Here is a 20,934-nt window from a genome sequence, read left to right on the forward strand (position 1 = left end):
ACCTTCACCACCCCCGGAACGCCCGTCTGCAGCCCCAGCCCGGCTCGCGTCGATCATGGAGTAGTGGTGCCTGTTTTACCACCGAACAAGGTATTTGTCGCCAACCACGACTCCTTGATCGACGCGGGCCGGCGTCGGCGGACGTGGGGATCCCGACTCGCCTCCGCACTGGCGACCGTAGGGTCGGCACGGTGACCCCACGCGCAACGCGGAACGCGCTGATGCCGATCCGGTGGCGGGACGCCATGGCCAGCGCGCTATACGGGCCGGGCGGCTTCTTCGTCGCCGGTACCGGGCCGGCCGACCACTTCCGCACCAGCGTGCACGCGTCAACAGCTTTCGCGACCGCCGTGCTGCGCCTCCTTGAACAGGTGGACGCTGCCCTCGGCCACCCTGACCGGCTCGACGTTGTCGACGTGGGCGCCGGGCGTGGGGAGTTGCTGGACGCTCTGCTGGCGTCCGTCAAGGTCATGGTGGGAATTCCCACGGCCTCCGCCCGTCCGGCACCCGAGGGGCCGTCGTCGATCGCCGCCCGTCCATCGCTCGCCGATCGCCTGCGCTTCACAGCAGTCGAGTACGCACCCCGCCCGGAAAATCTGCCAGAAGAGATCAACTGGACAGCCGAGATCCCCACCAAGATCACTGGACTGCTGATCGCCACCGAATGGCTGGACAACGTCCCACTGGACGTGGCCGTACACGCCGGAGACGGCTGGCGATATGTGCTGGTCGACCCCGACACCGGTGCCGAATCAGTCGGTGAGCCGGTCAGCCTTGATGATCATGATTGGCTGACGAAGTGGTGGCCCAGCCCCACGAGCCCGCCCAGTATGGACGGTGCTCCAAGCCCAGGGGTGACCTGGGCGGATGCGACAAGCGAGACCCCCCACCGCAACCGGCAGCGCGCCGAGATCGGACGGACCAGGGACGAAGCCTGGGCCGACGCGGTGAAAAAGATCAGCCGAGGGCTCGCGGTGGCGGTCGACTACGGGCACCTGCGGGACGCGCGACCTGTCGACGGGACGTTGACCGGGTACCGGGGTGGGCGGCAGGTGCCTCCGGTGCCTGACGGGTCGAGCGATGTGACCGCGCACGTGGCCATGGACTCGGTCGCGTCCGCTGGTGCGGTCGTCGCGCGGTGCGCGTACTCCCTGGTCGTGCAGCGGGAGGCGCTGCGGGCGCTCGGGGCCGACGGCGGGCGACCGCCGCTCAGCCTGGCCGGCACCGACCCGGTCGGCTACGTGCGGGCGCTGGCCGCCGCGTCGGCGGTGGCCGAGCTGACCGACCCGGGCGGGCTCGGCGGGCACCTGTGGTTGCGGCAGCCGGTAGGCATCCCGCTCGGGTCGACCGTGGCACGATGACGGGCATGACCACCGACGCCGGGGCCCTCCGCGAACTGACCGTCGGCACCGGCGCCGGCCTGGTCGCCGGCACCCGTGACCAGCAGCTCGGCACCGACATGGTGCTGAACATCGGCCCGCAGCACCCCTCCACGCATGGTGTGCTGCGGTTGAAACTGGTGCTCGACGGCGAACGCGTGGTCGCCTGCGAACCGATCGTCGGTTACATGCACCGGGGCGCGGAGAAGCTCTTCGAGGTGCGGGACTACCGGCAGATCATCGTGCTGGCGAACCGGCACGACTGGCTCTCGGCGTTCTCCAACGAGCTGGGCGTGGTGCTCGCCGTGGAACGCCTGATGGGCATGGAGGTGCCCGAGCGGGCCACCTGGCTGCGGATGGCGCTCGCGGAGCTGAACCGGGTGCTCAACCACCTGATGTTCCTCGGCTCGTACCCGTTGGAGATCGGGGCGATCACGCCGATCTTCTACGCGTTCCGCGAGCGGGAGACCATCCAGGCGGTGATGGAGGAGGTCTCCGGCGGCCGGATCCACTACATGTTCAACCGGGTGGGTGGCCTCAAGGAGGAGGTGCCGTACGGGTGGACCGGGCGGGCCCGGGCGGCGATCGGCGAGGTACGCCGACGACTGCCCGACCTGGACCACCTGATCCGGCGTAACGAGATCTTCCTGGCCCGTACCGTCGGCGTGGGGGTGCTGTCCGCCGCGGACGCCGCCGCGTTCGGGGCGTCCGGGCCGGTGGCCCGCGCCTCCGGGCTCGACCTGGACCTGCGCCGCGACGACCCCTACCTGGCGTACGACGAGCTGGACGTGCCGGTGGTCACCAAGAGCGCCGGGGACTGCCACGCCCGGTTCGAGGTGCTGCTCGACCAGGTGTACGCGTCACTGGACCTCGCCGAGCAGTGCCTCGACCGGGTGGACCGGCTGACCGGTCCGATCAACACCCGGCTGCCGAAGGTGCTCAAGGCGCCGGAGGGGCACACGTACGCCTGGACGGAGAACCCGCTCGGCATCAACGGCTACTACCTGGTGTCCCGGGGCGAGAAGACGCCGTGGCGGTTGAAGCTGCGCACCGCCTCGTACGCGAACGTGCAGGCGTTGGCCACCCTGCTCCCCGGCTGCCTGGTCCCGGACCTGATCGCGATCCTCGGCTCGATGTTCTTCGTGGTCGGCGACATCGACAAGTGACCAGGGCAGCCTGACCGCTCACCGCCAGTGGTCGGCTGGCGGTGCGCCCCCGGCACGGGGCACGTCGTCCTGCGGCGGGTAGCCGTAACGCTCGTCGACCCGCCGCCGGCCGGCCCGCTCCGGCGCGGGTTCCGCCTGGTGGCCGCGCTGGCGAGGTGGACGCCACTCGTCCGGCACCGGCACACCACCCACCGGCAGCGCCGGCCTTCCCGGCTCGGCCCGCCGGCCACCATCACGATCGTGGCGGGGCTCCTCGTACCGGCCGGCGTCCTCGTAGCGGCGCGGCTCCTCGTAGCGGCCGGCGGATTCGTGCCGGCGCGGCTCCTCGTAACGGCGCGGCTCCTCGTAGCGGCCAGCGTCCTCGTGCCGGCGCGGCTCCTCGTAGCGGCCGGCGGATTCGTGCCGGCGCGGCTCCTCGTGGCGGACGGCGGCCCAGCGGTCGGCCATCCGGTACTCGGTGCCGGTGGCGTCGGCGTGCACCTCGGCCCGGCGTTCGCCCACCCGCAGCTCACGGCCGTTCTCGTCGTCGCGGACGGCAGCCCACCGATCACCGGCCCGTAGCTGCGACCAGTACTCGCCGGTGTCGTCGGCCCGCAGCGGCGGCCCGGGCTGCGGCGCCGCGGCACCCGCCCGGTCGTGCTGCTCCGACCAGCCCCGATCATCCTGGCCGTCCCAGGAGTCCGCCACCTGACGGCCCGGTGCGCGGTGCGACCGGCCCTCCGGGGTGGACTCGTCGGGTCGGGCGTACGCGTCGCGCCGATCGGTCCGCTCCGGTTCGTCGCGGCGGCCCGCCCAGCCCGGCTCGTCGCCGTATCCGGCCCTGGAGGCGTCCTCCGGCGCGCTTCTCGCTCGGCCGGCCGGACGGGGGCGCTCGTCCGGGTCGCCGCCCCGGGTCCACTCCTGCGCGGGCGGGGTCCACTGACCGGCGTACCCGCCGCCGTAGCGCCCAGCCGACTCGGCCGCGCCGCCGTCGACCACCGTGTGCCGGGTGGTGACGTGCACGGTCTCGGTGTGCCGGACCACCCCTGGCCGGTGCGTCGGTTCGGGTCGGTCGTGCTCCCGAGGGCGGGCCGAGCCGTACGTGGCGGCTGGCCGCTCTCCGCCGTACACGCCGGCTGGGCGCTCTCCGCCGTACACCCCGGTGGAGGCCGGCGGCTCGGGGGCCTCCCGTGCGTACGCCGGCTCGTCGTCGTCCGCGTGCTCGGAGCGGCCCCACCGGGGTGCGTCGTCGGGGCTGGACGGCCGAGCGCGGCCGGCCGGCGCGTCACCGGGGACCGGGACCCGGCTCCGGGCCACCGGGGCGTCGTCCGCCTGCGGCTCGACTGCCGACACCCGCGCCCGCCCGGCGCCTGCCGGCTCGGCGGCGGGGGCGGCACCGGCGAGGGCGGCGCCACTGACGTCGAGCCGACGGCGCACGGCGGCGATCGCCTCGTGGGCCCGTTGCGCCTGGTCGAGTGCCTGATTACCGCGTTGCGCGGCGGCCCCGATCTCGCCGCGCAGCTCCCGGCGAAGCCCTTCGATCTCGTCCAACAGCTCGTCCACCCGCGCCGAGTCGCCCTCGCCGTCGGACCGCAGCGCGATGGAGAGGCCGATCAGCACCACCGAGACGATGGCGAGCACCGCGGCGAAACGCAGCGGGCCGTTGCCGTCGGCCACCAACAGGATCAGCGCCGCCACCGGCGCGAGAGCGACGCCCGCCCAGAAGAGCATGGTCAGCAGTGCGGGTTGACGCCGGGCGTCGGGGGTGGCCGGGGCTGGCATGGATGTGCAGCCTACCCACGTAATCCGTCGGAGGGAACGGGGTCCCGGAACGCGCGGACGCCCCCGCCCGGTCGGGGGCGGGGGCGTCCACAGAGCGTGCGGTGCGGGGTCAGCTGGTGGCGAAGGCACCGTCCGAAGAGAAGATCAGGCCCACGCTGATCGAGCCGTCGCGCAGCCCGCTCTTGGTCAGCGGCCCGCCCTGGTCCAGCGAGGAGAACTTGCCGACCGACAGCCCGTACGTCTTCTCCAGGCCCGGCTTGCAGAACGGACGCTGCTCGCACTCCGGCGGGCCACCGAGCACGGTCGCGCTACCGGAGCACTTCGCCGCCAGCTCGGAGAGGGTCCGCACGCCGTACTTGTCGGCGAAGGCCTGGGTCACCGCGAAGGCGTTCTGGTCCTGCGCGGCGGCCGGGGTGCCGAAGGTGAGGCCGGCCTTGTCGCCCTCGGCCTTGAGCGCGGTCACCGTCGTGTTGATGTCGGGTGAGGAGACCGGCTGCGCGTTCTGGCCGTTCGCCTTGGTGTTGAGGAACTCGGCCATGGTCGCCGCGTACTCCGGGACGACCTGGATCTCGCCCTTCTCCAGAGCCGGCGCGTAGAGCTCCCGGTTGCCGATCTGCTGCACCTTGACCTGGTAGCCGGCGCTGCTCAGCACGATCCGGTACAACTCGCCGAGGATCTGGCTCTCGGCGAAGTTGCCGGCGCCCACCGTGATGTCGCCGCCCGGCCCCTTGGCGATGCCGGCGGTGAGGTTGTTTGCCGACGCGAACTCCTCGGCCGCCACCTTCGGGGTCTTGCGGTCCTCGTTGACGGCCTTGTTGAGCTGGATCAGCTTCGGGGTGTCCAGCGCGGCGGAGACCTTGTCCAGTGCGGCGATCAGCTGCGGGTTGGCCGCCTTGCTGTTGACCGCAGGGATGACGTTGTCGGAGTTCTGGAGCTTCTTGTCGTCCTGCAGAGCGATGAGCTGCTGCCCGGCGACCGGGGCGCACCCGGCACCGGAGGCGCTGGTCGCGGGTGCGTCGGTGCCGGACGAGCCGGCGTCACCGCAGCCGGTGAGGAGCGCTGCCCCGGCGACGGCGCTTACCGCCCCGATCGCCAGACGTGTACGTGCGCGCATGTGCCCGCCTTCCGTGTCCCGGCGCGACCCGTCCCGGGCCGGCCGCGTGTCCGACGGGCGATCCTGACTGTCGGCCGCCCGCGAATATCCACCCAACATGGTCCGCGGCCGACCGACAACCTGGGATGGACTTCGTCACCTCATCGTCACCGACCGGACGGGCGGGGGTCGGCGGCTCGACGTGGGCTCACCCGGACGGGTCAGGCGCTCCCGGTGGCATCTGCGGCGCGGGGCCGCCCGGAGCGTTGCCGCCCACGCCGCAGGGGCTTGGGGGTGACCAGCCGTTCGACACCGCCGAGGACCACCTCGGCCAGCAGCGCCAGCCCGGCCACCAGCACCCCGCCGGCGACGATCTGCCCCCCGCCGGCCGCGATACCGATGCCGAAGCCGGTCCGGATGATCTGGCCGAGGCCGCCGCCGTTGACGAAGGACGCCAGCGCCGCGGTCGCGATCACCTGCACCGCCGCGGTGCGGAAGCCGGCCGCCAGATAGGGCACCGCGAGCGGCAACTCCACCCGGCGCAGCAACTGCCCACCGGACAGACCCATCCCCCGGGCCGCGTCGCGGGCCTCCGGGTCCACCTGCCGCACCCCGGTGTACGCGTTGGCAAGCAGCGGCGGCACCGCGAAGACGGCGAGTGCCACCACGACCGGCGTCTTACCGAAGCCGCTGGCGAAGACCACCGGCAGGATGGTCAGCAACGCCAGGGTGGGGATGGCAAGCGTGGCGTTTGAGATCAGCACCACGAGGCCGCCGCCTCGGCCGAGGTGCCCCAGCCAGAGCCCGAGCGGCCAGGCCACCAGGCAGCCGAGCGCCACCGCGAGGGCCGAGATCGTCAGGTGCTCACCGAGCCGGTCCAGCATGCCGCCCGGGTTGGTCCAGTTCAGTGGGTCGTTGATCCAGGTGATCGCCTGCCCGATCGGGTTCGCCGCGACGGTCACCGTGCCCTCCGGGTGGACCAGGGGGTCACCAGTCGGGCGACCAGGATGAGCAGCAGGTCGAGCACGACCGCGAGCGCCACGCAGAGCAGGGCGGCGGTCATGATCTCGGCCTTGTAGAGGTTGTTCTGGAAGCCCGCGAAGATCAACTGCCCGAGGCCGCCGTGCCCGACCAGCACCCCGACCGTGACCAGCGCCACCGTCGAGACGGTCGCCAGCCGTACGCCGGTCACGATGCCCGGCAACGCCAGCGGCAGGTCGATCCGGAACAGCCGCCGCCACCGGCCGTAACCCATGCCCTCGGCGGCCTCGCGGACCTCCGGGGGCACCTGGTTGAGGCCGGCCACCACGTTGCGCACGATCAGCAGCAGCGCGTAGAGGACCAGCCCGACAAGCACGGTGGTCGTTCCAGTGCCCAGGTAGGGGGCGATGAACGCGAAGAGCGCCAACGACGGGATGGTGTAGACCACCCCGCTGACGGCGAGAATCGGACCGGCGAGTGGACGGACCCAGTACGCCAGCACGGACAACGGCAGGGCGATCAGCACCGCGATCAACACCGCTCGCCCGGTGAGGGAGGCGTGTTCGCGCACGGCGGCGAGGATCGTGTCAGAGTTGTCCCGCACGTACTGCCAGGAGAACCAGGGGTTACCCGGGTCGGCCCGGTAGCTCAGGCGGAAGGACATACGTGGACGTTACCCCGGAGGCTGCCGACGTGACCCAATCCCCTCGCGCGGCGTCGATCTCCCTGACCGGCATCCAGAAGCGCTACCCGAACGGCACCGAGGCCGTCCGGGACCTCAGCCTGGACGTCCGGGCCGGCGAGCTGGTGGTGCTGATCGGCCCGTCCGGCTGCGGCAAGTCGACGGTGCTGCGGATGATCAACCGCCTGATCGAACCGACCGCCGGTCGCATCACACTCGGCGACGAGGACGTCACCGACGTCGACCCGGTGCGGCTGCGCCGTCGCATCGGGTACGTCATCCAGAACGTCGGTCTCTTTCCACACCAGACGGTACGGGCGAACGTGGCCACCGTGCCGGGCCTGCTCCGCTGGCCCAAGGGCCAGACCCGCGCCCGGGTCGACGAGCTGCTCGATCTGGTCGGGCTGGACCCGGCCGAGTTCGGCGGTCGCTACCCGCACGAGCTGTCGGGTGGCCAGCGGCAGCGGGTCGGGGTGGCCCGCGCGCTCGCCGCCGACCCGGTGGTGCTGCTGATGGACGAACCGTTCTCGGCTGTCGACCCGATCGTCCGGGCCCGCCTCCAGGAGGAGTTCCTGCGCCTCCAGGCCGAGGTGCGCAAGACGATCGTGCTGGTCACCCACGACCTCGACGAGGCGGTCCGACTCGGCGACCGGATCGCGGTGCTCTCCGAGGGTGGGCACCTGGAGCAGTACGACACACCGGCCGCGCTGCTCGGCGCACCCGACACCCCGTTCGTACGCGAGTTCGTCGGCGCGGACCGGGGCATCCGCCGGCTGGCGGTCACCCCACTGGACCGGGAGGCGCTGGAGCCGGTGCCCGACGACGCCGCAGCGGACCTGCCCACGGTCGCGGTGGACGGCACCGCGTACGACGCGTTGGCGGCCCTGCTCACCTCGGGCCGGGACCGGCTCCTCGTCACCGATGCCGGCCGGCCGGTGGGCGCGCTCAGCCGTCAACGTCTCCTCGACCTGGGCCGCCCGACGAGCTGACCCCACCCCGGGTCAGGCGCGACCTTCTCGGGTCAGGCGCGACTGCCTCGGTCGGGTCAGGCCCGACCGCCGAGGCTGGCGATGCCGATGATCCAACCGGTGAGGAAGCCGTAACCGGCACCGGCGCTGGCGTCCTGGAGGGCGCCCAGCAGTGACGGTGCCGGGCCGAGCAGCGCCGCCAGCACGGCGGCGAGGCCGCCGGCAAGCACGTAGGCGGCCCAGCCCGAGAAGAACTGGCTGACCGGGCCGGGCACCCGGGCGACCTGGGCGGCGGGCAACAGGTAGAGCAGGGTCACCGCGAGGACCACCAGCAGCACGGCCCGCAGGTCGGCGGCGAACAACCCGCCGGCCTGCCCGTCCGCGTCGAGCCGCCAGGCCGGCCACGCCAGTAGGCGCGCGTAGAAGGCGCCGGCCGACTCCGGGTCGGTCAGGGTGGCGGCCCAGCCGGTGTACGCCGGACTGCCGCAGATCCCGACAAGCAGCAACACGGCGAGCGCGCCGGTGCCGGCGGCCGTGCCGTAGCGGCTGACCGGGCCGGAGCGGTGCAGGAACGACGTGATCCGCCCAGGCCCCGAACCGGTGGCTCGGGCCGACCTGGGCTGGCCCGAGCGGCTCAGTGCTTCATCAGGTAGTCGATGAAGGCGGCCCGCAGCAGCGGCGCCGACTCCTCGTAGCCGTGGCCGGTCAGCTCCCGCCACAGCGCGTTTGCCTCGTCGATCGTCGGGCCGATCGAGTTCGGCGCGCCGTCGAGCACGGTGGCCTCGTCCGCGTTCGGCAGGTGCCGCAGCACCGACCAGTAGAACCCCACGTCCCGACGCTCCCGGGCCAGGGCGAACGCCCGCTCCCGCAGCTCCTCGGTGGACAGCGCGTCGAGCTCCTGGAACGAGGTTCCGCCGGGGGTGGCGGCAGGTGTGTCGGTCATGTCGCCGAGCCTAACGGTCGAGATCAGCTCCGGCTCGGCGGACGCGACGCGGCTCACCGCTCGTCGGTGTCCCACCGCCGCGGGCCGTCCTCCCACCGGGGGTCCCGCCACGGGTCGACGGGTTGCGGCGCGGCCTGGGTCGGCACGGTCGGAGGCCAGTTGTCGACCGGCTGTGGATGCGGCATGGTCCAGCCCGAGCTGATCGTGCCGTCGCTTACCGGTTCGAGCCGCTCGGGGCTGCCCGGTCGGGGCCGCCCGAGCGTCTCGACCAGCCGGGTCGCCAGCAGCCCGACGCCGAGCGCGGCCCCGCCGACCACCCAGTTGCTCAGCGTCCACCCGCGCTCGGGCGCGTACACCTGGAAGACGGTGACCAGGCCGACGGCCAGCACCATGCCGAACACACCGCCCCGGCGGCCGTACGCGCTGGTGCCGGCGAGCAGCGCCACGCCGATCGCCAGCACCGTCCAGTCCAGCCCCGTGGTGGGTGCCACCGGCCCGGGGTCGTTGGCGGCGAGCAGGACACCGGCGAGGGCGGCCAGCACCGTGGAGACGACGAGCGCGACGGCCGTCACCACAGCGGCAACCGCGCCCCGCCGACGGGCCGGATCGGCGATCGGCCGGTACCTGCCGACGAGTCGACGGACCGCCCGGATCGCGCCGAACAGGCCGCCGAGGACGGCCACCGCGGCGAAGCCGGCGAAGAGGTAGCCGGCGCTGCTGGACGGGTCGTAGTCGCCCTGCACCAGCACCGGCGCCGACCGGCGTTCGATGTACACCACGACCGCGGCGGCGCCGGCCAGGCTGGCGGCCCAGCCCGGCACGTGCAGCACCACCACGGCGAGCGCCAGCACGAGCCCACCCAGCGCGGCGACCGCCACGGCCGGGCCGATCGACGCCGGCAGGCCCCGATCACCCTGCTCGGCGTAGTGCAGGGCCGCCGCCACCGCGACCGGGCCGATGGCCAGGTTCGGTGCGGCCGTACGCAGGCTCAGACCGGCGGCCAGGGCGAGCAGCCCCAGCCCGACCGCGTCGATCAGCAGCGTGCGCAGGTTGCCGTCGCGCACGGCGGCCGGGTCCTCCTGCCAGAGCAACCAGCTCACGGCCGCCAACCCGGCCAGCAGCAGCAGCTCCCACCCCAGGTGTACGCCGATCCGGTCCCGGCCGGGCTCACCATGGGTGGGGTCGTCGAAGACGTTCTCCAGTACGGCGGCCGGCACCCCCGACGAGGGTTCGGGCGACCGGTCCCGGCCCGCTTCTTCGTACCCCATGACGCCGCCTCCCAGTGGCCGGCCGTCCCCAGTCCGGCGCGCGGACGGACCCTGGGCGGCCCTTGCTCTCCGATCGCAGGCACCGTACCCGCGCCCGGAGCCGGGCGTAACCCCCTGCTCAGCGCTGGCCGGGGCGACTCTCCCGTGGGTCCTGCTCGCGTTCGTCGTCCGGACGTTCCGGCACGCGGCAGGAACGTTCGAGCCAGAGGGCCGCGCCGACCAGGGCCAGCGAGGCGAGCAGGCCCCCACCGGCGGCCGGTCGGTCGTCGAGCGCGGCGCGGGTGGTCTCCACGAAGAGCCAGCCGGTGAGCCCCGCGTAGAAGCCCGCGAAGATCGACGCGGCAAGTGCCGACGCCTTGGCCAGCACCACGAAGCGGGCAACCATCAGCGGATTGACCGGGTCCCGGCCCGGCTTGCGCTCGATCCGACCTCGAGTGTTGATCGCGGCGTACGCCTCCAGCACGGCGAGCCCGGCCAGCGTGACCACCGGCAGCCAGGGCAGCCGGGGAATGCCGCTGTAGTAGAGGCTGCTGATCAACAGCCAGGCAACCGCCGCCGCAGCCAGGCCGGCCACGACCAGGGTCGAGATGCGGGTGGGGCCCATCCGGGACCGATCCGGGCCCGACCCGCGGGGTGGGGGTTTCGCCTGCGTCATGCCGGCCGGTTCCGCTCGGTCATGCCGTCGACTCTAACGCCAACTCCGGCCGGGGAAGCAGTTGCAACGCGTCGTCCGCCGCAGGGCCGGCGGTCAGCAGGTCGGTCAGCCAGCCGTGACCGGGCAGTCGACCGTACGGCTGGATGTCGATCCACGGACGCAGCACGAAGGCGCGCAGGTGCGCCCGGGGGTGCGGCAGGGTCAACTCCTCCTCGTCGCTGAGCACCGGCTCGTCGTCGTCACCCCAGACCATGATCACGTCCACGTCGAGGGTGCGCGGCCCGAACCGCCGCCGCGGGTCGCGGACCCGGCCGGCCGCGTGCTCCGCGTCGCGGGCCCGTTCCAGCCAGTCGCGCGGGGTCGCGCTCTCGTCCTGGGCGAGCACCACCGCGTTGAGGTACGCGGGCTGCTCGGTGTCGCCCCACGGTGGAGTCTCGTACACCCCGGAGAGCACGAGTACCGCGTCGCCGAGCGTGGCGACGGCCGTCCGCAGGTGCTCCAGGCGGTCGCCCAGGTTGCTGCCGAGCGAGAGGAGGGCCCGGGTCACCTGGCACGCGTCCGGGTCATGGTGACGGCCACGTCGGTGAAGGTGTGCGGCACCGGCGCCTCCGGCTTGTGCACGGTGATCGTCGCGGTGTCGACCCGCTCGTCGGAGAGGCAGACCGCGAGGAGCCGGTCGGCGAGGGTCTCGATCAGGTTGACCGGCTCGCCGGTCACCACCGCCACCAGACTCTCGGCCAGCTCGCCGTAGTGCACGGTGGCGGTGACGTCGTCGGTGGCGGCGGCCGGGCCGAGGTCAAGTTCGAGGACGGCGTCGACGACGAAGTCCTGCCCCTGTGCGCGTTCGAAGTCGTACACCCCGTGCCGGCCGTGCGCCCGCAGCCCGGTCAGCTCGATCCGGTCCCTCGTCATCCTCGTACCCCATGTTCGTGATCGTGGTGCGCTCGCCGCCTGTCGTGCGTCGCTGCCAGGCGGGGGCTGCCGGTCGCGGCCCACACGGCGAGCGCGTCGGCGGTGGCCCGCACGTCGTGCACGCGTACGCCCCAGGCGCCGGCGGCGACTGCGAGCACGCTCGTGGCCACGGTGGCCGCTTCCCGCTCGGCGGTCGGTCGCGGCGTGCCGTCCGGGCCGGCGAGCAACCCGCCGAGGTACGACTTACGGCTGGCGCCGAAGAGCAGCGGGTAGCCGAGATCCAGCAGCTCCGGCAGGCGGGCGCTGAGTTCCCAGTTGTGCGCGGCCGTCTTGGCGAAACCGAGCCCGGGGTCGATGATGAGGCGGTCGGCGGCCACCCCGGCGGCGAGCGCCGCGTCGATCCGTTGGGCCAGTTCGGTCCGGACGTCGACCACCACGTCGGTGTAGGTGGCCAGCTCGCGCATCGCTCGGGAGTGCCCCCGCCAGTGCATCAGCACCCAGGGGCAGTGCGCGTCACGGACCACGCGGGCCATGTCCGGGTCGGCCAGGCCACCGGAGACGTCGTTGACCACCGCAGCACCGGCGGCCAGGGCCGCATCCGCGACCCGCGCGCGGCTGGTGTCGACGCTCACCGCCACGCCGGCCGCGGTCAGCTCACGGATGACCGGCAACACCCGCTCGGCCTCGGTCGCGGCGTCGATCCGCTCGGCGCCCGGACGGGTCGACTCGCCGCCGATGTCGACAAGCTGCGCACCGGCGTCACGCAGACGGACGCCGTGTCCGACGGCAGCGTCCAGGTCGGCGTACCGTCCGCCGTCGGAGAAGGAGTCCGGTGTGACGTTGAGGACGCCCATCACCACCGGGCCCGAGGCCCGCACCAGATCGGTCACGGCTAGACGGTACCGGGCGCGGCGGCGCTACCGGCCGGCCCGGGTCGGCTCCGCGCCACCATCCCTGACGTGGCGATTAGAACAGGTGTACGATCGGTCATTCGGGCAGCATCGGGCAGGCCCTTCACAGCTTGTCGCAATCCGGGGCGGCCCGTACGCTTTGGAATTGGCCAGCATCGAGATGGCGAAGCATGGAGGGAGGGCCGAAGCGGGGGAAAACCGCCCAAACCTCGCCACGCTCTGTGGTGAGTAACGAACACAGGGTCAAGAACGCTGTGCCCTGTGGAGCACTTTTCCCGCCAGGTTCGCCTATTGCACCGCCGCGGCATCGCCGGCCGCGTTATGGGGAGGTTCCAGTGATCGCCTTCGAGCTCATGGAGACGGCGTCGTCCGGCGTCGCCCACGCGCTCTCCACCCTGGCGTCGGCTCCGCTCGCTGAGCCGGCACCGAAGGGGATCGACACCAACGGTGTGGTCACCTTCTTCGCCAGCAAGATCGCGCCGATCCTGCTCGCCGTCCTCGGCGTCATCTTCATCGGCCGTGCCAGCCGAGGCGAGATCTCCAAGGTGCTGACCAGCTCCGCGATCGCCATCGTCGGTCTCGCCTTCATCGCCGGGGCGGCAACACTCTTCTTCGTCGGCGATTACCTGATCGACCTGATCTTCGAATAGGCGCGTTCACCAGATGCGGCTGCGCACCGACGACGACATCTACCGGGCCCGCCTGGTCTACCTCGGGCCGCCCGGCTACACCCTTCCGGTCCACCTGCCCTACGCCCAGTACGGGCTCTTCATGCTGCTGGTCCCCCTCTACATGTTCATCCACTGGCTGTTCACGTTGACGGTCGAGCTCTTCCCAGCCTGGGAGATCGCGCTCGCCATCGTGACCACGTCGTTCATCTTCCGGCACGTCGACCCCGATCGGCCGGCGCGGGTGGTCATCCGCACCGCGCTGACCGACTGGCGACGCACCCGGGAGCCGGCCGTCGAGCAGCGCGATCCGCGCCTGGTCGGCAGCCGGATCAGGATTCGGGAGGAGCTGGCATGACCGGACGTACGTCGATCGGTTCGTCGCGGGGCGCGGGCACGGTTCAACCGACGGTCGTCGAGGCGCTCGCATGAGCCGCTCCTCCACGCCGGGCTCCCCGGTCGGCCGCCCGGGTGCGCCGGCCGGTCACCGAGCGCACTCGTTCGACTACACCGAGGGCGAGGACGAGGTCGCCCTCGACCCCGCCCTGGTGACGTCGCCCGGGCACGGCGCCGTCGGTGTGTTCCAGGCGCCCCGACCGGTCTCCCGTCGGACGCCACCGGCCGAGCCCACCGCCGTGTCGGCCGGCGAGAACGCCGACATCGACTCCCCCTTCCTGGACCTCTTCGGCGGCGGTGGTCGCCCCGGCACCGCCCGAGCCGTCACCGCCGGCCCGAGCACCCGCGAGCAGCCGGCCATACCGCATCAGCCGCCAGCCGCCGCTCCGGCCCGGCCGGCCCCCGAGGTGGAACCCCCGTGGACGCCCTCCGACGAGTCAGGCGGCAGCGGCCGAGCCGTCGAGCCACGACACGGCGGCGGCCACCCGGCCGGCGACTCCCGGGTGCCGCACCAGGCCGGCGATCGACGGCCCCTGCTGCGTCCGTCCGATGAGCCCGATCCGTCCGTCGCCAGTCCGTCCGCGACCGCCGCACCCGCCCGCCGACCCGCCAGCACCGCGCCGGGTGGCCGCGCCTCAGCCACGCCGGCGGCCCGACCGGCGGTGCAGGCGCAGCCCCAGCCGACGGCCGCCGCCAGCCGGGCCACGGCCCTGCCGGAGCAACCGGCCATGATCGCATCGGCGGATCGGCCAGCCCTCGAGCGCACGGCGCGACGCGCCACCGACCCGGAGCGACCCCGGAGCACCGGCAAGGAGGTCGCCGCACCCCGACAGCGCACGGCGAGTCGACCGGACCGGCCGATCAAGCCGACCCGGGTCCGGGCCCCGAAGATCAAGTTCGGAGATCGAGACCCGTCGGTCGAGCTGGCCATCACCGAGATCGCCGGCCACCTGACCTTTACACCGAACACCGTCACGGCCTGGTATTGGCTGCCCGAGGTCCGCTGGGCGTTCCGGCCGGACGCCGAACGCGAGGCGCTGCTGTCGGCGATCTCCGAGCAGTACGCCGGCCTGGCCGGCTTCCGACTGCACCTGCGCCGCACCACCCGGCCGTTCCCCGCCGACGAGTGGGCACGCACCATCGACACCCACACCTCCGCGCCGCTTCCCGACGTGCCCGGCACCACCGGCTGGGCCGACCACCTGGTCGCCGCCCAACGGCACCTGATGGCGGTCAACCACGCCGAAGGTCAGACCTACCTGGGTGTCACCTTCGCCCGCCGTTCCCTCGGCGACTCGCTAACCGAGCGGCTGCTGCGCACCTTCGGCCGGGGCACCGCCGACGGCGAACGCCGCAAGCTGGGCCGCACCGTCGAGCAGTTCGACGAGGTGCTCGGCGCGTTCGGCATGCGCGGGCGGCGGGTCACCGCCCAGGAGCTGGAGTGGCTGCTCTACCGCTCGGTGGCGCTGTGCATGTCGCCCCCGAGCACCCTCTCCCCCGTCACCGACGGGCGCTGGGAGCGCGGCGACCTGCTCGCCATGACCGAGCAGGTCGAACGCTACCGCACCCCGTACGGCTCGACGGTCAAGCTGGTCAACCGGATGACCGGTGAGGAGCGGCACGTCGCCGTGCTCGCCGTCGGCCGGATGGAGCCGCTGGAGATCCCGGAGCGACACGAGCCCTGGCTGCACTTCCACGAGCGGTTGCCCTGGCCGATGGAGATCTCCACCCGCGTCGACATCCTCGGCTCGAACGACTCCTTCCGCAATCTCGAACACCGGCTGCGGATGATCCGGTCGCAGCAGCTCGACTACGCCGAGCACGGCATAGACGCGCCTCCTGAGCTGGAACGACTGGCCAAGCGCGCGCTGGTGATCGGTGACGAGATGACCACCGGTCTGCCGGTCGACTCGGCCCGTGCGCACGGCTGGCACCGGATCGCCGTCGGCGGCCGGACCAGGGAAGAGTGCCTGGAGCGGGCCCGCCGGCTCATCCAGCTCTACTCCCGGGAGCTGCGCATCTCGCTACAGCACCCGAAGAACCAGGACTGGCTGGCCCGCGAGTTCATTCCCGGCGAGCCGATCGCCAACACCGGCTACGTCCGGCGCATGCCGGTGCCGTTGCTCGCCGCCGCGCTGCCCCAGGCCGCATCGAACGTGGGCGACCGGCGGGGCGACCTGATCGGCCGGACCGCCGGCACCTGCCGCCGCCCGGTCTTCCTCGACCTGCACTTCCCCATGGAGGTCCGGGAACGCTCCGGGCTCGCGGTCTTCGTCGCCGAACCGGGTGGTGGCAAGTCGACCCTGCTCGGCGCCCTGGGCTACCTGGCCGCCCGCCGAGGTGTCCAGGTGACCCTGCTCGACCCGTCCGGCCCACTGGCCCGCCTCTGCGCGATGCCCGAGCTTCGGCCGTACTCCCGGGTGTTGAACCTGACCGGCTCGGAGCACGGCACCCTGGCACCCTACTCGCTCATCCCCACGCCGCTGCGCTCCGAGTTCGGCAGCGGGGCCGCCGGTGACCGGGAGTTCGAGATCGCGGTCTCCAACGCCCGAGCCGAGCGGCGGATGCTGGTCCAGGACATCTGCATGATGCTCGTTCCACCGCAGGTGGCCAGGGAGGCGTCCACCGCCACCCTCTTCCGGCACGCCGTGCGCCAGGTTCCCGCCGAGGAGACCTCCACCCTCGACGACGTGGTGAGCTGCCTCGGGCGACTCGACGACGACGCCGGCAAGGAACTGGCCAACCTGCTGCTGGACACCGCCGAGATGCCGCTGGCCATGCTCTTCTTCGGCCGACCGCCGGAGGGGCTGCTCGGTGCCGACGCGGCACTCACCGTGATCACCATGGCCGGCCTACGGTTGCCCGACCTCAAGATCGAACGCGAGTACTGGTCCGCCGAGGAGGCGCTGGCCCTGCCGATGCTGCACACCGCGCACCGGCTCGCCGTCCGACGCTGCTACGGCGGATCGATGTCGTCCCGCAAGCTCGTCGGTCTCGACGAGGCGCACTTCATGGAAGGCTGGCGCTCCGGGCGCTCCTTCCTGGTACGACTCGCCCGCGACTCCCGCAAGTGGAACCTCGCCGCGCTCGTCGCCTCCCAGAACCCCCGCGACATCCTCGGCCTCGACGTACAGAACCTCGTCTCCACCGTCTTCGTCGGCCGCATCGCCGAAGACGCCGAGATCGCCTCCGAAGCCCTCCGGCTACTGCGGGTGCCGGTCAACGACGGATACGAGGCCACGCTCGCCTCGCTCTCCGCCGCCGACACCAACTCAGCCTCCCGCCTCGGCTTCCGCGAGTTCGTCATGCGCGACGTCGACGGCCGGGTGCAGAAGGTCCGAGTCGACGTCTCGTACGTCGAAGGGCTGCTGGACCACCTCGACACGACGCCCGCCGCGATCGCCGCGGCTGCCGGAGTCCTGCCGAGCATCCCCCTCCCGGATCTGGAGGCGTGACATGGCTAGGGCCTGGGCAAGGACCGTCTCGTTCCTGCTCGCCCTTGGCGTACTGGCCGGGGCCACCCTCACCTGGCCGCTGATCGGCGCGGAGGCCGCAGCCGCCGCACCGCCCGCCGCCCAGGCCCGCGCCGACCTCTGCACGACCGCCGAATGGCAAGCCGACTTCCGCGCCTGCCTAGCGAAGCTGAAGCAGGTCGGCGAGGGAGAAATCGAGTGCCGGAAGCCCCCCGTACCGTCCGCCCCGGATTCTGGCCTCGCAGGCTGGTTCGCATCCCGTCCGGACTCGTCCAAGTTGCCTGGGCCAAAGGGCATCTACAGCGACTATGGCTACGGCGGTTACAGCTTTAACACGTACCGGGTGGACGGCGGTTGCGCCTCTGCCATCCTCCACCCCGACTACAAATTCACCACCACCGTTGCCAACGGTGAGCTCATGATCGCCACAGCGGTGGTAGGCGCCTCGAACGCATTGCGGGAGCGAGCGTGGGACCCCCGCTCGATGTGGAATTGGGCCGACCCGCTGGTGGAGAAGGCCACCAAGGCCGTCTACCAGAAGGTATTCAGTGTCTTCGGAATCGTGACGCTCTGTGTGGTGGGCCTCTATCTGCTCTGGCGGTCCCGTCAGTCGGACATGAGCAATGCGATGACGACGGCAGGGTGGGCGTTGTTGGTGATGGTGGCAGTCACCGCGTTGGCGGCCTGGCCAGTCAAGTCGGCGAACATCGCCGACGGCACCCTGATCACCTCACTCGGTGTCGTGCATGACGCTCTAGGTCCGGCGTCAAAAGACATCCCAACGGATAAGTGTGTTCTTCCGAATCCGGACGCCTGCGTCGACAAGCGCCCGCCGGCCGTGCGGGCCAGCGATACCGCTACTGAATCAATGCTCTACCGCAACTGGCTGCGTGGCGTGCTTGGCTCAGCCGACAGCGAGACCGCCAAAAAATACGGGCGGGCGCTCTACGACGCCAAGTCGCTGAGCTGGGGTGAGGCGGAATCAGTCCGCTCCAATCCCGCCACCCGTGATGTAGTGATCAAGGCAAAGCAGCGGCAGTGGATGACGATCGCGGAGCAGATCGAGACTGAGGACCCGGAGGCGTACGAGTTCCTGACGGGTTCCCGCGACATGGATCGGATTGGCTCCGGGTTCATCGCCGTACTCGCCGCTGTGCTCTTCGCGATGTTCGACCTGACCGCGTCGGTACTCGTGCTGCTCGGTTTCCTGATCTTCCGGTGGGCGGTTATCGCTGCCCCGATTCTCGGCACGATCGGCCTCCTTCGTCCGGCCAGCGCCGGGCTGCGCCGCTTGGCCAATGCCGTGGTCGCCGCGCTGTTCAACATCGCCATCTTCGGCACCGGGGCCGCGATCTATCTGTTCGCCGTCGACCTGATCATGAGCACACCCACCATGCCGGGTTGGCTTCAGGTCGTGTTGGTCTGGCTCTGCGGAGTGGTCGGGTGGCTGCTGCTGCGGCCGTACCGGCGGATCACCCAACTCGGCGGAAAGGACAGCAGCGAAGCGGTCAGTTCGGCGGGGTCATGGCACCGCCGGTTCTTCCGCGACATGCGGACCGCCGCCCGGCTGGACGTGGCCGAGCCGGGCGGCACTGCAGAGCCGCTGGGCGGACGTCGCCGGTCCCCCGACGCCGAGCAGACCCGGCTACGTCCGGAGGCGCGGCGTGAGGATCCGGTTCCGGTGCCGACCGCCGCTGCCGAGAGCCGGCGAGAGGCGGTGCGCCCCGACGGCCGAGAGCGGCCCGACGAGGCGTCGACAGAGGAGAGCAAGGGTCGCAGCCGCCGGGTCGCTCCACAGCCCCGACGTCGACAGCCGGCGACCTGGACCGAGCCGGATGTACCGGCTGAGAACCCGTCGTTCGTGGTCTACCGGCCGGGATCCACCGAGCGAGCACCGGATCGCACCGGACCCCGGGTGCGCTCAGAGGCGAGGTGACGGTCATGCGACGGGCGTTGGAGTTCCTCTTCACCCGAGCGCTGCGGTCCCGGCTGGGCATTGCACTGGCGATCGGGGTGGTGGTCGTCGGCGTGCTCGGGGCCGCCCGGCTGGTTTCCAGCCCGGTCGACTCCGCCGACGGGCTGAGCAACCGTCCAGATGGACCGATCATCACCGTGGACCCGACAGCTGGCGACGACGGTCTACTCAACAGCGCGGCCCCGCCGTCCCCCGTGACGTCGCCCGGCGCCCGAACGCCAGAACAGACCGCCGACCGCTTCGCGAAGGCCTGGCTGGGCCGCCCGGGGATGACCACTGAAGAGTGGCAGGCTGGCCTACGGCCACTCATCACGCCAGCGCTCAGAGAGAAGTTGAGCGGTGCCGAGCCCGCGAGCGTGCCCGCCGAGAAGGTCACCGGTCCGGCAGCCATGCGAGAGCGGACCGAAACGTTCGTCGAGTTGCTCCTTCCCCTCGATACGGGTGGGCTCCGGCTGGAGCTGGTCACCTCCGACGAAGGTTGGCTGGTAGACGTTCTGGACTGGGAGCGGCCATGAACGACGTTGGTAGCGCCCGAACCCGCCGTCGGCCTCTCCGGCTCGGCGTGATCGCCTCGGTGCTCACCGGGGTGCTGCTCCTGCTCTGCTGTACCGGCGGGACTGCGGCGTTCTTCCTCACCGGGCTTGGCGGCGACGACGCCGAGAACGGCGACGCCATGGCAAGCATGGAGTGCGGACCGGTCCGAGCGGTGAACATCGCGGGCAAGCTGCCGCGGTTCACCGAGTACGGCGACACCCAGGTCCGCAATGCCGCGATCATCATCAAGGTCGGTCAGGACATGGGCGTACCGTCCCGAGGCTGGGTGGTCGCACTCGCCACCGCTATGCAGGAGTCCGCCCTGCGCAACCTGGCGAACAGCGGGGTATCCGCGTCCCTGGCCCTACCGCACGAGGGCGTTGGCGCGGACCACGACTCGCTGGGCCTGTTCCAGCAGCGGCCGGGGTGGGGCACCGTCGCCGAGCGGTTGACCCCCGCGTACGCGGCCCGCGAGTTCTACGAGAAGCTCGTCAAGGTGGAGAACTGGGAGGGCCGGCCGCTCACCGTGGTCGCGCAGCGGGTGCAGGTCAGCGCATACCCGGACGCGTACGCCAAACACGAAGAGGTGGCCAGCCGGCTCGTGGACGCGCTGGCCGGTGGGGCGGCCCGCACCGTCGAGATCAACGGCAAGGCGGTGTGCAACGCAGCCGAGCGCGGAAAGATCGCCGCCTCCGGTTGGACCGCGCCGATCCCCGGCGGGGTCGGCTCCGGTTTCCGCACCGCGAGCCGGCCCAGCCACAACGGGGTCGACATCGGCGCGGCCAAGGGCACCGAGATCCGCGCGGCAGCCACCGGTCGGGTGCTGGTCTCGACCTGCGACGAGGACCACCGCGGCCGACAGGACTGCAACGTGGACGGGTTCCCCGGTAAGGGGGGCTGCGGTTGGTTCGTCGACCTGCTGCACGCCGGGGGCTACATCACCCGGTACTGCCACATGGTGGTGCAGCCCTTTGTCAAAAAAAATCAGACCGTGACAGCCGGGCAGGTAATCGGAAAGGTCGGCAGCAGTGGCAACTCGTCCGGCCCGCACCTGCACTTCGAGGTGCACCTGCGCAACAACCGCAACGCCTCCGGCGCTGTGAACCCGGCCCCCTTCATGCGCGAGCGGGGTGCCCCGCTGCGCGCCGCCGAGTAAGGGCACCACGGGT

General features: G+C 71.9%; 20 protein-coding genes. 9 read left to right on the forward strand and 11 right to left on the reverse strand.

What is annotated here, in order from left to right:
- The first annotated feature begins 221 nt into the window (after nucleotides 1-221).
- Complete coding sequence (locus tag AB0C15_RS20740; RefSeq protein ID WP_357354478.1) at nucleotides 222-1,361, forward strand: SAM-dependent methyltransferase; 1,140 nt, start codon at nucleotides 222-224, stop codon at nucleotides 1,359-1,361.
- Nucleotides 1,358-2,545, forward strand: coding sequence for an NADH-quinone oxidoreductase subunit D (locus tag AB0C15_RS20745; RefSeq protein ID WP_357354256.1), 1,188 nt, complete (start codon nucleotides 1,358-1,360; stop codon nucleotides 2,543-2,545). The genes AB0C15_RS20740 and AB0C15_RS20745 overlap by 4 nt, the downstream gene beginning before the upstream one ends.
- 18 nt (nucleotides 2,546-2,563) lie before the next feature.
- On the opposite strand, the gene AB0C15_RS20750 is transcribed toward AB0C15_RS20745, so the two are convergent.
- The 4 genes from AB0C15_RS20750 to AB0C15_RS20765 form a co-directional block, all read right to left on the reverse strand.
- The gene (locus AB0C15_RS20750) at nucleotides 2,564-4,306 is read right to left on the reverse strand and encodes a hypothetical protein (protein ID WP_357354258.1); all 1,743 of its coding nucleotides are present in this window, start codon (nucleotides 4,304-4,306) and stop codon (nucleotides 2,564-2,566) included.
- Between the two features lie 109 nt (nucleotides 4,307-4,415).
- Nucleotides 4,416-5,420: a glycine betaine ABC transporter substrate-binding protein gene (locus tag AB0C15_RS20755; protein WP_357354260.1), complete on the reverse strand. Its 1,005-nt coding sequence runs from the start codon at nucleotides 5,418-5,420 to the stop codon at nucleotides 4,416-4,418.
- Between the two features lie 200 nt (nucleotides 5,421-5,620).
- Nucleotides 5,621-6,361: an ABC transporter permease gene (locus AB0C15_RS20760; RefSeq protein ID WP_357354262.1), complete on the reverse strand. Its 741-nt coding sequence runs from the start codon at nucleotides 6,359-6,361 to the stop codon at nucleotides 5,621-5,623.
- A complete protein-coding gene (locus AB0C15_RS20765; protein WP_357354264.1) occupies nucleotides 6,358-7,044 on the reverse strand; it encodes an ABC transporter permease in 687 nt (228 codons plus the stop codon). The genes AB0C15_RS20760 and AB0C15_RS20765 overlap by 4 nt, the downstream gene beginning before the upstream one ends.
- Nucleotides 7,045-7,073: 29 nt before the next feature.
- On the opposite strand from AB0C15_RS20765, the gene AB0C15_RS20770 reads away from it, so the two are divergent.
- Entirely contained in the window at nucleotides 7,074-8,051 is a 978-nt protein-coding gene (locus AB0C15_RS20770; protein WP_357354266.1) for an ABC transporter ATP-binding protein, read from the forward strand.
- 56 nt (nucleotides 8,052-8,107) lie between these two features.
- Here AB0C15_RS20770 and AB0C15_RS20775 read toward each other — a convergent pair whose 3' ends face one another.
- From AB0C15_RS20775 to folP, 7 genes are all read right to left on the reverse strand, one after another.
- On the reverse strand, nucleotides 8,108-8,539 hold the full coding sequence (locus tag AB0C15_RS20775) for a hypothetical protein (protein ID WP_357354268.1): 432 nt from the start codon (nucleotides 8,537-8,539) through the stop codon (nucleotides 8,108-8,110).
- 125 nt (nucleotides 8,540-8,664) lie between these two features.
- A complete protein-coding gene (locus tag AB0C15_RS20780; RefSeq protein WP_357354270.1) occupies nucleotides 8,665-8,973 on the reverse strand; it encodes a hypothetical protein in 309 nt (102 codons plus the stop codon).
- A 53-nt stretch (nucleotides 8,974-9,026) separates the two neighbouring features.
- Nucleotides 9,027-10,256 carry an ABC transporter permease gene (locus tag AB0C15_RS20785; protein WP_357354480.1) on the reverse strand — a complete coding sequence of 410 codons (1,230 nt, stop codon included), beginning with the start codon at nucleotides 10,254-10,256 and terminating at the stop codon, nucleotides 9,027-9,029.
- Between the two features lie 103 nt (nucleotides 10,257-10,359).
- On the reverse strand, nucleotides 10,360-10,896 hold the full coding sequence (locus tag AB0C15_RS20790) for a DUF3180 domain-containing protein (RefSeq protein ID WP_357354272.1): 537 nt from the start codon (nucleotides 10,894-10,896) through the stop codon (nucleotides 10,360-10,362).
- A gap of 19 nt (nucleotides 10,897-10,915) precedes the next feature.
- On the reverse strand, nucleotides 10,916-11,443 hold the full coding sequence (folK, locus tag AB0C15_RS20795; protein WP_357354274.1) for a 2-amino-4-hydroxy-6-hydroxymethyldihydropteridine diphosphokinase: 528 nt from the start codon (nucleotides 11,441-11,443) through the stop codon (nucleotides 10,916-10,918).
- Entirely contained in the window at nucleotides 11,440-11,808 is a 369-nt protein-coding gene (folB, locus tag AB0C15_RS20800; protein WP_357354276.1) for a dihydroneopterin aldolase, read from the reverse strand. The genes folK and folB overlap by 4 nt, the downstream gene beginning before the upstream one ends.
- A complete protein-coding gene (gene folP / locus AB0C15_RS20805; protein WP_357354278.1) occupies nucleotides 11,805-12,698 on the reverse strand; it encodes a dihydropteroate synthase in 894 nt (297 codons plus the stop codon). The genes folB and folP overlap by 4 nt, the downstream gene beginning before the upstream one ends.
- A 356-nt stretch (nucleotides 12,699-13,054) precedes the next feature.
- On the opposite strand from folP, the gene AB0C15_RS20810 reads away from it, so the two are divergent.
- From AB0C15_RS20810 to AB0C15_RS20835, 6 genes are all read left to right on the forward strand, one after another.
- A complete protein-coding gene (locus AB0C15_RS20810) occupies nucleotides 13,055-13,369 on the forward strand; it encodes a hypothetical protein (protein WP_053654780.1) in 315 nt (104 codons plus the stop codon).
- 13 nt (nucleotides 13,370-13,382) lie between these two features.
- On the forward strand, nucleotides 13,383-13,745 hold the full coding sequence (locus AB0C15_RS20815) for a hypothetical protein (RefSeq protein ID WP_053654782.1): 363 nt from the start codon (nucleotides 13,383-13,385) through the stop codon (nucleotides 13,743-13,745).
- A 70-nt stretch (nucleotides 13,746-13,815) separates the two neighbouring features.
- A complete protein-coding gene (locus AB0C15_RS20820) occupies nucleotides 13,816-17,238 on the forward strand; it encodes an ATP-binding protein (protein WP_357354280.1) in 3,423 nt (1,140 codons plus the stop codon).
- A gap of 1 nt (nucleotide 17,239) precedes the next feature.
- Complete coding sequence (locus AB0C15_RS20825; protein WP_357354282.1) at nucleotides 17,240-19,192, forward strand: MFS transporter; 1,953 nt, start codon at nucleotides 17,240-17,242, stop codon at nucleotides 19,190-19,192.
- Nucleotides 19,189-19,746 carry a hypothetical protein gene (locus tag AB0C15_RS20830; RefSeq protein ID WP_357354283.1) on the forward strand — a complete coding sequence of 186 codons (558 nt, stop codon included), beginning with the start codon at nucleotides 19,189-19,191 and terminating at the stop codon, nucleotides 19,744-19,746. The genes AB0C15_RS20825 and AB0C15_RS20830 overlap by 4 nt, the downstream gene beginning before the upstream one ends.
- Nucleotides 19,743-20,921 (forward strand): M23 family metallopeptidase, encoded by a 1,179-nt coding sequence (locus AB0C15_RS20835; RefSeq protein WP_357354285.1) that lies wholly within the window; start codon nucleotides 19,743-19,745, stop codon nucleotides 20,919-20,921. Before AB0C15_RS20830 ends, AB0C15_RS20835 begins: the two co-directional genes overlap by 4 nt.
- Nucleotides 20,922-20,934: the final 13 nt, after the last annotated feature.

Origin of the sequence: Micromonospora sp. NPDC048835 (assembly GCF_040649995.1) — a bacterium.
GTDB lineage: Bacteria > Actinomycetota > Actinomycetes > Mycobacteriales > Micromonosporaceae > Micromonospora.